We start from the raw sequence: 13,749 nt of genomic DNA, 5'->3' as shown, positions 1-13,749 counted from the left end.
CTCTCAATGGAACTATCATTACTATAAAAAATCTTCATATCATATGGAGTTAGGCTATGATCCATTTAATTTAAAGAATTTTACGTATATTCAGAATTATATGTTATTATAAGGTTTTTTAGCAATAGCAATTAAGTCAATTTGTCATGTATTTACAAATATCTTGTCGATTAATCCCTCTTGTTCCACATTATCTTTTGGTCACTTCAGGATATGAACGTCAATATCACCACCAGTCCATTAAATAATCCATGAATCAAAACAGATGGCCAGATGGACCCTGTCTTTTCGTATGCCCAAGCAAATCATCCATGCTCCTTCCTTACTTCCCCAAGGTTCACCTTTAAAATACTCATCTTTGCCATCCCTCCTGTTCAGTTAAGCTATAAAGTAAGTGTCGATGATGACGCAACGTCATCTTCAATATTAATTTGGAGGTAAGACAATGGAATTTTGGACCGTGGGGCAATTTTCCAAACTGGCAAACGTTACGATTAGAACGATTCGGTATTACGACCAAATCCAATTACTGACACCTGAGTTCCGACACGCAAATGGTCGCCGGTATTATACGGAAAAAGACCTCAAAAGGCTTGAAAAAATTTGCTTGCTTAAAAGCCTTTCGGTCTCTTTAGTTGATATAAAAACCGTGTTGGATAAAAAGGCCTTCAAAGAATTGCTCCTTCATCAACAACAACAGACAATATCAAGCATAAGGGAAGAGGAAAACACTCTTAAGAACATACAAACCTTGTTAAATAGCATAGAAGTCGAAGGAGATCTCGATTGGGAGCTGCTGCTGCCGCTAATCAAAAGAAAAGAACATCATCGTGATCAATTCTTCAGCAAGGAAGAACGGAAAACCTTGGACAAACTACCTAAGATGGAAAAAGGTCATATCCAAACGAAACAATGGATCAACCTAACAAATCGTATAGAATGAACCATCAAAAAAGGATTTCCTGCCAAATCCGAGGAAGGAAGGCTGATCGCTGAAGATTGCTTGCTTTTATCAGAATTGATTTTCGAAGGAAACAAAGATCTAGAGGAGAAATTCTGGGAAGTTCGTAAATCCGCAGTTGACTCTTCCTCAGCTGGTTTATATCCGGTAAAGGAAGAAATCCTCATATTTTTAGAAGAGGCAATCGCCTCGTTAAATGAAACGGAATGCAAGTCCAAAGTATAAGGTTTTGTGACCAACACAAAAAATGTGCGCCTAACGGCACACATTTTTTCATCATCCGGTCTGATTTTCTTTTAATGAGCTGCGATATAGTTCGTAATAAAAACCCCTTTGCCGCAGCAATTCATCATGGGGTCCCATTTCAATGATTCTGCCTTCATCAAGTACCAGGATTTGATCACTTTGCTGAATCGTATTCAATCGATGGGCAATGACAAAACTTGTCCTCCCCTCCATCAAGCGGTGTAATGCTTCCTGAATTTTAAGCTCGGTAATCGTATCTATACTACTTGTCGCTTCATCCAAAATCAATAGAACGGGATCGGCTAATATAGCCCTTGCAATCGATAAAAGCTGGCGCTGCCCCTGACTGATTCCGCTGCCATCTTGATTCAAAATGGTATCATATTGATCAGGCAGTTTCATGATAAAGGAATGGGCATTGGCAAGCTTGGCTGCATCCACCACTTCTTCATCATTCGCCTCCAATCGACCGTAGCGGATATTTTCCCGAATCGTACCTTGAAACAAAAAGGAATCCTGTAAAACAAAGCCCATATGCTTGCGGATACTGGCTCTCGTTACCTGCTGGATATTCTGGCCATCGATCAATATCCGCCCGCTGTTCGGCTCGTAAAAACGGGCAAGAAGATTAATGACCGTAGTCTTACCGGCCCCAGTCGGCCCCACTAGCGCGATGGTCTCTCCTTTTCCCACATGAAAACTAACATCATATATCGTTTGATCCTCTTCATTATAGGAAAAGGAAACACCTTCAAAGTCCACCTCCCCACAAACATCCCGAAGTTCACAGGCCTGCTTCTCATCCATTTCTTCCTCTTTTTCATCAAGAATGGAGAAAACCCGCTCTGCACCAGCAACAGCTGAGAGGAGTGTATTGAATTGGTTAGCCAGGTCATTTAGCGGACGGGTGAATTGCCTTGAATATTCGGTAAAAATGACGATGACACCGATGGAGACCGTTCCTAATCCATTCAGCGCCAAAAACCCGCCGACTGCTGCTATTACCGTAAAACTCAAGTTGTTCAGTAAATTCATCAGCTTGGGAATCAGCCCAGAATAAGATTGTGATAAAAATCCGGCTTTCTTTAAGTTTTCACTCCGGGTGATAAAATCACGGATCACTTTATCTTCCTGTGAAAAGGCCTTTACGATCCTCTGTCCAGAAATCGTTTCTTCAATAAACCCATTCAGTTCTCCAAGGTTCTTCTGCTGTTCTTTAAAAAGCTTTCCCGTCCGGTTCGTTATCCATCTCAACCCGAAGAACATAAGAGGAACGATGAATAAGGTTAAAACCGTCAATAACGGGCTCAAATACAGCATCACTCCGATGGTTCCGATCAATGTCAGCACACTTGAAAAAATCTGGATCACGGAACTATTCAAATTAGAACTGACATTTTCTATATCATTCGTGACCCGGCTCATCAATTCCCCATGCTGACGTCGGTCAAAAAAGGGAATGGACAATTGGTGAAGCTTTTTGAACAATTGATTGCGCATCGCATAAACCGTATCCTGTGCAATCCCGATCATCCAATAATTCTGAAGCCACATGGATAGGGAATAGAATATATAGACGCAAAGAAGCCCGATAAGAAGGCTAATCAACCCACCGCTGTCCTTTGTGACAATATAATCATCAATGGCCCTGCCAACAAGAAACGGGCCAAGCAACCCCAAAACCGAGCTAATCAATACCATGAAAAGGACACAAAATAGCAGGCTTTTTTTCGTCGCCAAGTAGGGGATGATTCTTTTTATCGTATTCCATGAGTTGACCGGTTTTGACTTTGCCTTATCGGGAGATATTTTTCGACTCAAGAGAAATACCCTCCTCCCCAAACTGTGAGTGAACGATTTTCCGATAAAGATCACTTGTTTGAATCAAATCTTCATGTTTCCCTTCGGCGAGCACTTCACCATTTTCCAGCAACAAGATTTTGTCCGCCTCCATGGCTGTACTTATTTTTTGTGTAATGATGATTGTCGTGCACGTATAGGCCTTTAAAGCGGTGAGCAATTTACTTTCCGTTTTCAAATCCAACGCACTTGTACTATCATCCAGAAGGAGAATCTTCGGTCTACGCACCAATGCTCTCGCAATCGATAACCGCTGCTTTTGCCCTCCTGACAGGTTCACTCCTTTTTGCCCTAACTGCGTTTCATATTGTTTAGGGAGTTTCATCACGGTTTCATGGACCTGAGCATGCATGGCTGCTGCCATTATTTCTTCCATCGCGGCCCCTTCTTTACCCCAAGCAATATTATTTTTTATCGTTCCGGAAAAAAGCAGGGCCTCTTGCGGTACATAGCCGATCCCTTTACGAAGCGAATCCAGAGGAATATCCTTCACATCCTGATCATCTATACGAATGGAGCCGCTTTCAACTTCGTATAATCTTGGAATCAGTTGAAACAGGGATGTTTTTCCGGATCCTGTTGCTCCCATGATGGCAAGTGATTGCCCCGGGTCGATAGAGAAGTTCAAGTTTTTCAATACTGGTGCATCTGTTCCAGGATAGCGGAAAGATACATCAAGAAACTTGATTCCTCCCCCCTTGACGGCCTCACTCTTGCTTTCCATCTTACCTTCATCGATATCTATCGGGGTTTCAAATATTTCCGTCACTCGTTCCGCCGATGCCTTTGCACGGGAAATGACCGTAATCAGCCATGAAAAAACGGAAAGTGACGCTGCAATCCTTGTTGCATAGTTTACAATCGCCACAACTTCCCCGACCTGAATATCTCCCGTTGAAATAAACTCGCTTCCCAGCCAGAGGATGATAAGGATCGCGACATTCATGACCAGCATCAGCACGGGCATGGTCGTTTCAATTAAACGAAGGGAAGTGACAGTCTTTCTTTTCAACTCGTCATTCGCGTCATCAAACCGTCCGATCTCATGGTCCTTACGAAGAAAAGCTTTGATCAAGCGCATGCCTATCAGGTTTTCCCGCATGACGCTATTGACGTTATCGAGCTTTTTCTGGACGAGCTTAAATAACTTCGCCGCTCGTTTCATTACCCATCCTAGAAAGAAAACAAGAACAGGAATCGAAATGACCAACACAAGAGATAGTTTCAAATTGACCGCAATAGCCATGATTGCCCCGCCGATTACGATTAATGGTGCTCTCGCCATGATACGCAGGCCCATAAAAACCGTATTTTGAAGTTGGGTCACATCATTCGTCATCCTTGTAATCAACGAGGAAGTCGGGATGTTATTCAAATTCGCAAAAGAAAACGCCTGTATTTTACCAAAAAGGCTTTTCCTGACATCATGCCCAAAACTTTGACTTACATGTGATGCTGTAAAGGAATTAACGATTCCTCCAAGAAATGAAAAAATGGAAAGTCCAACCATGATACTTCCCCATTTTATCACCACCGATAAATCTTTTTGTAAAATGCCATCATCAATTATTTTTGCTATAAATAGAGGTTGTAACAGTTCAACACCGAGCTCGACGACCATTAATAATAAAGCTAGAATGATCAACAGCCAGTACGGTTTAAGAAATGAGGACAGTTTTATCATCTATGACACCCTTCGATTCTTCATATGTAGATAGCATCTTTCATCTTCTCATTATACATTTTTATACAGATTTTTTAAAAGATTTAAGCTGATTTAAAGGTTAGGCAAATAACTTGTTTTTTTTCATAAATACTCTTGACAAATAACAGGAAATAAGCGAAAATTCTAATTGATAATGATTTTCAATTTCATTATCGATCTCTGAAATTTGATAAGCAATTGCGATAATCTCTTATCGTACCCTTTTGATATTGTACATAGTTACAATGTCGCCCCGGCTTCTCTGTGCCTAGTAGTAAAACTTATATGCTTGTTAGCGAATGCAAGTCACTGGAATATTGCCCCCTCTTTATTCAAGTCATTTTATTCACGTTGGAAGCATATTAGGCAGCCGGGGATTATTTTTTTAAAAAACTAATAAACTTACATATAAAATTAAAGGAGCAGGATGATCATGAAACTTGAAGATATCATTAAAGAACGGCGCAGCATCAAGCGATTTAAGGACATTCCTGTTCCTCTTGATACCATCCAAACTTTATTGGAAACGTCGACGTGGGCACCAAACCATAAAATGACCCAACCATGGCGCTTCGTCGTGGTTCAAGGTGACAGTCGCTTAAAGCTGGCGGAAGCAACCCGTGCTTTCATGGCAGGCAAAGAGAAGGATCCGGAAAAGAAAAAAGAAGCTGGACAGCGTGGATATAACAAACTTATTGGTGTCCCGATGTTTATCGCAGTGATCATGGAAGAGAATCCGAATCCCATGATACGAGAAGAAGATTATGCAGCTACAAGTGCTCTGATCCAGAATTTTAGCCTGCTTGCCTGGGAACAAGGAATCGGGATGATATGGGAAACATACGGCATGATACACAGTATGGAGTTTCGGGATGCTCTAGGCGTGAAACATTGCGAGAAAATCGTCGGCAGTCTTCACGTTGGTTACCCTGATATGATTCCCACCCCACGTCCAAGGAAAGCGATCGATCAAATACTGACCATAATGGACTAATATAAAAGGAAAGCTTCCAATCTTCAATTGGAGCTCAGACTGTAGGCAAACTCGATGAAAATCGAGATTGCCTACAGTTTTTTTATGGCTTTTACAATTTGAACATTGATTACCTCTCCAGGCACTCGCTTTCCGCGGGCGGTCCGCCCTCGGCTTACGCCTGCGGTGTCTCCCCTTGACGCGCTTTTCCCGCAGGAATCTCGCACCTTACGCTCCAATCAACTTTGTTTTAACATATAGATAGAACTTAGTCCTACAGTCTTTTTTGTATTAAAATAGAAGTATTAAACTTGAGGTGATAAGGTTGGCTTTCTAAACATGATTCTATTGAAAAGTCCAGCCGTATGTATAGTGACTAAAAGATTGATCACAAAAAACCCCCTTCTAAAAGGAGGTCACTGATCTATTATTCTCAAAAGAACTCGTGATATAAAGCTTGAATTGCCGTCTCCTCATTGAATCCTTTCACGCCGAACATCATGCTTACCTCTGAAGAACCCTGGTTGATCATCTCAATATTGACCTTTGCATCGGCCAGCGCTTTTGAGGCTCTTGCCGTTGTACCGACATTATGGCGCATTCCTTCACCTACAATCATGATTAAGGCAAGATCATGCTCCACCATCACTTCATCAGCATGTAGTTCTTGCTTGATGCGTGAAATGATTTTCTTCTCGGCATCACCCTTCATCTGGTCCTGCCTTAGTATAAGTGTCACATCATCAATGCCTGACGGAATATGCTCATATGAAACTCCATAGTCTTCAAGGATATGCAGCAGTTTCCGTCCAAAACCAACTTCCCGGTTCATCAAATATTTGCTAATGTAAATACTGCAAAATCCCTTATCACTTGCAATCCCGATAACCGGCCCGTTCGTATTATCCCTTGTGCTCACAATACGGGTCCCTTGTGCCATCGGGTTGTTCGTATTTTGGATATGGACAGGTATTCCCGCACGGAATGCAGGTATTAGCGCCTCATCATGGAATACCGAGAAACCGGCATAAGAAAGCTCCCGCATTTCGCGATAAGTTAATTCCCGGATCCCTTTCGGATTGGAAACCACACTCGGATTCACCGCATAAACGGCATCTACGTCCGTAAAGTTCTCATACAAATCAGCTTTGACACCATTCGCAAGAATCGAACCCGTAATATCGGAACCGCTCCTAGAGAAGGTTAAAACATCACCATCTAACGTATACCCAAAGAATCCTGGGAATACTACGATTCCAGGCTCATCACGAAGAGCATATAATCGATCATAAGACTCTGGCAGCACCTTGGTAAATCCACCTTCATCCGTTACGATCAAGCCAGCCTTCTTTGGATTAATATACTGTGCCTCTATCCCGCGGCTTTGGAAATAACCTGCGACCAGCTTCGCATTATTATCCTCGCCACTGGCCTTCAATGCATCCAAATAGCGCTTCGGGTTAGTTTGGTCTGCATGCAACAGTGCCATTAAATTTTCATGAATCCCAATGATGACACTCTCGGATATATCCAGCTCTTCAGCAATGCTCGCATAGCGGGAGACCACATCTTCAATTAAAGGCTCACCGTTATTCCCGCGCAGTTGCTGTTCTGCAGCCTCAATCAATAAATCCGTCACCTTTATATCATCGGAATTGCGTTTCCCTGGAGCCGAAACGACCACGATCTTCCTCTCTGGATCTGAAACAACAATTTCGAATACCTTCCTCAACTGTTCACCTGATGCAAGTGAACTTCCGCCAAACTTTGCAACTTTCATCTCGACATCCCCTATTTTCGTAAATATTCTGTCAAAATCATCTCTCCCTATTATTGCGCTTTTTAGCGAAACAATCAAGTGTAAATTCCGTTATAGGAGGACATTTGTATTTTCATAAAGGACAAAGCAGCAGGACCGCTAATCGAGAATGGCTAAAAACAAAAAAAGACAACGGGCATATGCCCATTGTCTCTCCTATTCTTTAACGATTATCCACAGTTTCCGGGTATAAGTCATGATTCATCAAGCGGTAATCTGCCATTTCCTCATACTTCGTACCTGGTTTCCCATAATTGGTGTAAGGGTCGATGGAAATTCCGCCCCTAGGAGTGAATTTACCCCAAACTTCAATATATTTCGGGTCCATCAATTCGATTAAATCGTTCATGATGATGTTCATGCAATCTTCATGGAAATCGCCATGGTTCCGGAAGCTGAATAAATAAAGCTTCAAAGACTTGCTTTCCACCATCTTCACACTTGGAATATAGCTGATGTAAATGGTTGCAAAGTCTGGCTGCCCCGTTATCGGACATAAGCTAGTAAACTCCGGGCAATTGAATTTGACGAAGTAATCACGGTTAGGGTGCTTGTTATCAAACGACTCCAGAATTTCCGGTGCATAGTCGAATGTATATTTTGTCCCTTGATTCCCAAGCAATGTAATATCATTTAATTCTTCTTCTTTTCTTCCAGACATAAAAAAGTCCTCCTCTTCCACGTTTGTCAGGGGAGATTCATAAAATGGGCCTCTATATAACAAAAACCATATCTCCTCAAAGATATGGTTGATTCGCGAAAAATATCAAAGCCATAGTTTTTTTAAGAGGGTGATGCTATGAACCTCTCCCGTTATCGGGAAATATTTTAATTTGTCATAGTAAATATAAAAAAAAATAGACAATCTGTCAATGCAACTCTCTTAAATTGGGTTTGATTCATTTATATATTCAGTTTAAAATGGAAAAAGCAGTTCAACCTATAAGAAGGAAGAGATTATACAAATGTGGATTTTTGCAGCACTCATCACCAGTTTATGTTTCGGTATCAATAATAGCATTTTCAAATGGAGCAGCGGAAAAGGCTATTCCAAGATACATATCCAATTTTTCTTTTATTTTTCAGCTTTTATTTTGTCCATTTTTTATGGAATATTTATGGATGGTTTGAAGCTGGACTGGCTATCTATCTTGCTTGGTGCAGCTATTGGTGTACTGAACGCTAATGGTAACATCCAGATGGCAAGCGCCTTTGAAAAAGGGCCGGCAAGCTTGACATCACCATTAATCGCAGCAAACGCCATATTCCCCATTCTCTGTGCAGCTTTAATTTTTCACGAACATATTTCTACCCTGCAGTGGAGTGGAATCGTCTGCATGTTTCTCGCTACCTTAGTCATTCAGTATACACCTAATGCTAAAGGTAACCATCAATATGTCCCTTGGATTATGCACACATTATTCTCCATCTTATCTTTTGGTGTGCTTGGCATTCTTATGACGACATCAACACGTCTTCATTTAAACTCCCTTGATATCCTTGTATCAATGTATGGAGGCGGAATGCTTTATCTTCTTTCGGCTCTAGCTCTTAAAAATGAAAAAATCAAGCTAAAGGAAGTCAAAATCGGTTCCTTAGTAGGCTTTTTAAGCATGATAGGCTATGGATGTTATTTCTTTGCGTTGAACACCGGGATCGCAAGCATCATTTTCCCTGTCGTCAGCCTGAACTGTTTAGTTGTCGTATTCGCTGGATGTTATTTATTCAAAGAAAAACTAAAAACCTATCAAATTGCCGGAGTACTTGCAGCATTAATCGGCATTATCTTAACTAAAATATGAATATAGTTCATTTATAAAAACAACCTGGCTGTCATGTGCACACAAGCCAGGTCTTTTTTAATTTAGCCGGAAAATAAGATTGGTTCAAAAAAAGTGTTGACACTTCCCTTTAAATATCAGATAATTTTGAATATTATCTCTTCCAATTTTGTTGCTTTTGGAATGTTTGAAAAATCCTCTGCCACGGGTATAAAAGAAGTAGGTACAACCACCTCATTTAATTTAGAAAGGAAAGATGCAAAATGGTAAAAGTTACAGTAACAGTTGATTTCCAAGGAAAATCTTATCAAACTAACGTCCTTACTAAACCGGGTACAAATCAAGAAGAAATTTTACAACTAGCCCTTCATCAAGTAGAAAAACAATGGAAAGCATAAAAAAGCAGGCATCGTAATAGATACCTGCTTTTTTATTACCTTTTTGATGCACTATTAAAGGATCCCCTTTATAGAAATTCCCTCCCACTTAAAAGCAATTGTTTTTTCCTTCAATCTGAATAACAAGTAATTTAGAATTACACAATAAAGACTTATAAAAAAGACGGTCTTTTTAAGGACCGTCAGGTTTGTTGACAAAAGGAGTCCTATCTAACGGTTAAAACAAAGTTGATTGGAACGGGTGTGCGAGACTCCTGCGGGAAAAGCGCGTCCAATGGAGACCCCACAATCGTAAAGGAGCCGAGAGCGGACCGCCCACGAAAAGCGAGTGCCTGGAGTGGTAATCTAATGATTACATACCCTCAAAAAAAACTGTAGACAAGCTCGATTTTCATCGAGTATATCTACAGTCTGAACGATCATTTTAAGGACCGGCTTCATTAATTATTTCTATACTAAATTTCTTATTAATGGCATGGAACGTTCTTGAAGGCTATCGGAAAGCAGGCTATAAGAAATTAATTTCTTCTTGTACTGCTTGACTACATCAACGTGATCGTTGTAAATGTACACAAATAACCTAACATCCTTTTTGCCGCTTTTAGTATCAATGACTAATGGAGTCCCACTGTTCTCTGGATGTAAAAACAATTGCTCGTTACCCGGGAATATGTGATTTTTCTTTAAAAATTTAGCTTCATTAAAATAATTTATGACTTGGAGTTTTTTTTCATTTTCCAAGCGTTTTCCGTTAAAGGTTACGATAGAGTTGGCTTCGCTAAGTTCAGAATGCAGTTTAAATTTGCTCAGGATCCAATTCACTGTATCGGTCGGGAGACAGGAAACCAATATTTTAACCAAACTTAAGATAATTGTTAAAATCAAAACAGGCAATGTCATATTTCATCATCTCCGCTATGTTCTAAATTTATTGTATATAACTAATTATAACAAAGGGGCGGGTGGATTTTCATAGAAGATGTGACCGTTCTATTAACGTTTCGCTTTTCGTGAACCCCGAAATAATCCAATTTTCATGCAGCGCATTAGAAAAATATATACCCCAACCACTGCATTTAAAAGCAAAAAAACTGGACGTCATGATGACGACCAGTTTTTTTGGAATTGCTTATTGATATCCCCAAATCATTGTTAGCATTGTACCGAAAATAGTAACTAATGCAACAAATAATCCATAATAAACGTTTGTGTAAATCGATGCTTTATCTTCAGACTCTCCTGCATGCATGAACATAACAAATTGAAGTGCTGCTTGCATGAAGGCCGTCACAAGCAGGACGATCACAGCCATTTTAAGTGAGAGATCAAACACAATAACTGATAGTGCGACCAAAGTCAGAACTAGCGAAAAAGCAAATCCCATAACTTGGCCCCGTGGGAATAATTCTTTCATATTACATCATTCCTTTCAGGTAGACGAAACTGAAGATGAAAATCCAGACAACGTCCAAGAAATGCCAGTAAAGTGAAAAGATGAAAGCCTTGTTTGTTGTCTGTGGAGTCATACCGCGTTTTTTAATCTGCACGACGATGAAAGTTCCCCAGAATAAACCAAGTGTAACGTGAGCTCCATGCGTACCTAGTAGTGTGAACAAACTAGATAAGAAAGCACTTGTTTGAATCGTTGCTCCTTCATGTACATACTCCACGAACTCATAAATTTCGACTCCTAAGAAGCCTAAACCAAGAATAAGGGTGATAATGAAGAAACCAATCGTTGCTTTCTGCCTGCCAAGTCTCATTGCATTGATTCCAAGACCTATGGTAAAACTACTAGTTAAAAGAAAGATTGTTTGAAACATTAGTGTTGGGACTTTAAAAAGATGTTCCCCTGTTGGACCATTTCCAGTACCACCAACTAAGACAAAATAAGTGGCGAACAGTGTAGCGAAAAGAGCTATTTCTGCTCCCAGGAAAATCCAGAATCCAAAAATCTTTAAGCGATTTTCTTCCGTGCTATATTCTAGTGGCAGCGAGTTATCTATTTTCATTACTTAGCACCTCGCAATTTATTTTCAGTTTCTTCGATCTCTTCAACAGAGATATAACGTCCGTGATCTTTTTCGAATGAACGGTGAATCATACAAGCAAAGATACCGATCGTTGCAATGATTGCAATGATCCACATGCTGAATACCAATGCAAAGCCCCAAACGAAGAAGATACAGCTCATGATAAACGGCACGCCACTGTTATTTGGCATATGAATCTTTTCTACTTTACCGCCAAATAATTTAAAGCCTTTTTTCTTTGAATCCCAGAATGCTTCTGTAGAATCAACTGTTGGCACAATTGCAAAGTTATATTCAGGGATTGGTGTATGTGTAGCCCACTCTAGAGAACGTGCATCCCATGGATCGTTTGAGATATTTCTTGATGCATAACGAGTACTCCAATAGATATTGTACACAATAAGTGCAAAACCTATTGCTAAACCAATCGCTCCAACGAAAGAGAGCATATTCAATGGACCATATCCTGTTGATTCAGAGTACGTATACATACGACGTGCCTGCCCATCTAAACCAGTGATGAACATCGGGAAGAATGTTACATTAAAGCCGACTATAATGAACCAGAACGACCATTTTCCAATTTTTTCGCTCAACATGAAACCGAACATTTTTGGCCACCAGTACGTAAAACCGGCAAGTACGGCAAATACAGTACCTGGAATCAATACGTAATGGAAGTGAGCTACTAAGAACATTGTATTATGGTATTGGTAGTCAGCACTTGCCATGGCAAGCATAACCCCTGTTACCCCACCGAGCGTGAAAATCGGAATGAAAGCTAAAGAGTATAGCATTGGAACGGTAAACACGATTTTACCTTTCCAAAGTGTGAACAACCAGTTGAAGATCTTAACACCGGTCGGTACGGCAATTGCCATCGTTGTGATGGAGAAGATACCGTTAACCATTGCACCGTGACCCATTGTATAGAAATGGTGAGCCCATACAATGAAAGATAGTGTAGAAATAGCTACCATGGAGATAACCATCGAATTATACCCGTACAGGTTACGACGTGCAAATGTCGAAATGATTTCACTGTAAATACCGAAAGCTGGAAGAATAACTATATAAACTTCAGGATGTCCCCAAACCCAGAACAAGTTTGCCCAAAGCATATCGCTACCGCCATTGGCCATCGTAAAGAATTGAGTTCCGAATAGACGATCCATTGTCATCAACGCAAGTGCCACTGTCAATACAGGGAAAGCGAAAACGATAATGAAGTTTGTAATCAAGATAGACCATGTGAACATTGGCATTTTCATTAAGTTCAGGCCAGGTGCTCTCATTTTCAAGATAGTTACGATAAAGTTGATACCAGTCATTAATGTACCAATACCAGCGATTTGAAGTGAAATCGCGTAATAGTTCGAACCGACTGATTCACTGAAATCGTTACTTGCAAGCGGGAAGTAAGATGTCCAACCTGCATCAGGAGAACCACCGACTACGAAAGAGATGTTAAATAGCATTGCCCCCATGAAGAATAACCAGAAGCTTACTGCGTTCAGACGTGGGAATGCTACGTCACGCGCTCCAATTTGTAATGGTGTAACAATGTTCATTAACCCAATGATAAATGGCATAGCCATGAACAGGATCATGACGACCCCGTGTGTTGTAAATACCTCATTATAATGCTGTCCATCCAAAAGACCGTTATCTGGAATAGCCGTTTGGGCACGCATCATAAGAGCATCGACGCCACCGCGGAAAAGCATAAGCAGTGCTGCCAAGATGTACATGATACCAATACGTTTATGGTCAACCGTTGTTAACCACTCACGCCATAAGTAACCCCATTTTTTAAAATAGGTAATTCCGGCAACAACCGCAATCATGGTTAAACCAATAGCAACCATGGACGCATAAATTGCAGGACTTGGGTGAGGTACGGCAAATCGATCAAAGTAATCCATACTTTTGTGACTCCTTTCAGGAAAATATTCCTTATCGTGTAAAACTAG

Annotated in this window: 12 protein-coding genes, 1 pseudogene and 1 riboswitch; of the genes and pseudogenes, 4 read left to right on the top strand and 9 right to left on the bottom strand. The window is 40.6% G+C overall.

Annotated elements, in window-relative coordinates; genetic code table 11:
* Positions 1-206 precede the first annotated feature (206 nt).
* Positions 207-305, bottom strand: a pseudogene (locus tag ACQKMH_RS23095) (CPBP family glutamic-type intramembrane protease); the annotation flags it as partial.
* Positions 306-445: 140 nt separating this feature from the next.
* Here ACQKMH_RS23095 and ACQKMH_RS23090 point away from each other — a divergent pair.
* Complete coding sequence (locus ACQKMH_RS23090) at positions 446-943, top strand: MerR family transcriptional regulator (RefSeq protein WP_427589705.1); 498 nt, start codon at positions 446-448, stop codon at positions 941-943.
* Positions 944-1,237: 294 nt separating this feature from the next.
* Here the strand turns inward: ACQKMH_RS23090 and ACQKMH_RS23085 are convergent, their stop codons facing one another.
* Together ACQKMH_RS23085 and ACQKMH_RS23080 are read right to left on the bottom strand one after the other, a co-directional pair.
* Entirely contained in the window at positions 1,238-3,028 is a 1,791-nt protein-coding gene (locus tag ACQKMH_RS23085) for an ABC transporter ATP-binding protein (RefSeq protein ID WP_427589704.1), read from the bottom strand.
* Positions 3,003-4,751: an ABC transporter ATP-binding protein gene (locus tag ACQKMH_RS23080; protein ID WP_427589703.1), complete on the bottom strand. Its 1,749-nt coding sequence runs from the start codon at positions 4,749-4,751 to the stop codon at positions 3,003-3,005. Before ACQKMH_RS23080 ends, ACQKMH_RS23085 begins: the two co-directional genes overlap by 26 nt.
* 454 nt (positions 4,752-5,205) lie before the next feature.
* Here ACQKMH_RS23080 and ACQKMH_RS23075 point away from each other — a divergent pair, with 454 nt between their 5' ends.
* Positions 5,206-5,766 carry a nitroreductase family protein gene (locus ACQKMH_RS23075; RefSeq protein ID WP_427589702.1) on the top strand — a complete coding sequence of 187 codons (561 nt, stop codon included), beginning with the start codon at positions 5,206-5,208 and terminating at the stop codon, positions 5,764-5,766.
* A 412-nt stretch (positions 5,767-6,178) separates the two neighbouring features.
* Here ACQKMH_RS23075 and ACQKMH_RS23070 read toward each other — a convergent pair whose 3' ends face one another.
* Together ACQKMH_RS23070 and queF are read right to left on the bottom strand one after the other, a co-directional pair.
* Positions 6,179-7,525: an aspartate kinase gene (locus ACQKMH_RS23070; RefSeq protein ID WP_427589701.1), complete on the bottom strand. Its 1,347-nt coding sequence runs from the start codon at positions 7,523-7,525 to the stop codon at positions 6,179-6,181.
* Positions 7,526-7,727: 202 nt separating this feature from the next.
* Positions 7,728-8,225, bottom strand: coding sequence for a preQ(1) synthase (queF, locus tag ACQKMH_RS23065; RefSeq protein WP_377356648.1), 498 nt, complete (start codon positions 8,223-8,225; stop codon positions 7,728-7,730).
* A gap of 107 nt (positions 8,226-8,332) precedes the next feature.
* Positions 8,333-8,378, bottom strand: a riboswitch (PreQ1 riboswitch).
* A gap of 151 nt (positions 8,379-8,529) precedes the next feature.
* On the opposite strand from queF, the gene ACQKMH_RS23060 reads away from it, so the two are divergent.
* Together ACQKMH_RS23060 and ACQKMH_RS23055 are read left to right on the top strand one after the other, a co-directional pair.
* Positions 8,530-9,366, top strand: coding sequence for an EamA family transporter (locus tag ACQKMH_RS23060; protein WP_427589700.1), 837 nt, complete (start codon positions 8,530-8,532; stop codon positions 9,364-9,366).
* Between the two features lie 242 nt (positions 9,367-9,608).
* On the top strand, positions 9,609-9,743 hold the full coding sequence (locus ACQKMH_RS23055) for a BA3454 family stress response protein (RefSeq protein ID WP_230160599.1): 135 nt from the start codon (positions 9,609-9,611) through the stop codon (positions 9,741-9,743).
* Positions 9,744-10,193: 450 nt separating this feature from the next.
* Here ACQKMH_RS23055 and ACQKMH_RS23050 read toward each other — a convergent pair whose 3' ends face one another.
* From ACQKMH_RS23050 to qoxB, 4 genes are all read right to left on the bottom strand, one after another.
* The gene (locus ACQKMH_RS23050) at positions 10,194-10,643 is read right to left on the bottom strand and encodes a YfmQ family protein (RefSeq protein ID WP_427589699.1); all 450 of its coding nucleotides are present in this window, start codon (positions 10,641-10,643) and stop codon (positions 10,194-10,196) included.
* Positions 10,644-10,872: 229 nt separating this feature from the next.
* Positions 10,873-11,157 (bottom strand): cytochrome aa3 quinol oxidase subunit IV, encoded by a 285-nt coding sequence (qoxD, locus tag ACQKMH_RS23045; RefSeq protein ID WP_427589698.1) that lies wholly within the window; start codon positions 11,155-11,157, stop codon positions 10,873-10,875.
* Position 11,158: 1 nt separating this feature from the next.
* Positions 11,159-11,755 (bottom strand): cytochrome aa3 quinol oxidase subunit III, encoded by a 597-nt coding sequence (gene qoxC, locus ACQKMH_RS23040; RefSeq protein WP_427589697.1) that lies wholly within the window; start codon positions 11,753-11,755, stop codon positions 11,159-11,161.
* Entirely contained in the window at positions 11,755-13,701 is a 1,947-nt protein-coding gene (gene qoxB / locus ACQKMH_RS23035) for a cytochrome aa3 quinol oxidase subunit I (protein ID WP_427589696.1), read from the bottom strand. The genes qoxC and qoxB overlap by 1 nt, the downstream gene beginning before the upstream one ends.
* Between the last annotated feature and the right edge of the window lie 48 nt (positions 13,702-13,749).

This window comes from Peribacillus sp. NPDC097895 (genome assembly GCF_050277555.1).
In the GTDB taxonomy this organism is placed as follows: Bacteria; Bacillota; Bacilli; order Bacillales; family DSM-1321; genus Peribacillus.
The sequence above is the reverse complement of the archived record's forward strand: the minus strand, read 5'-3'. Positions and strand labels throughout refer to the sequence as shown.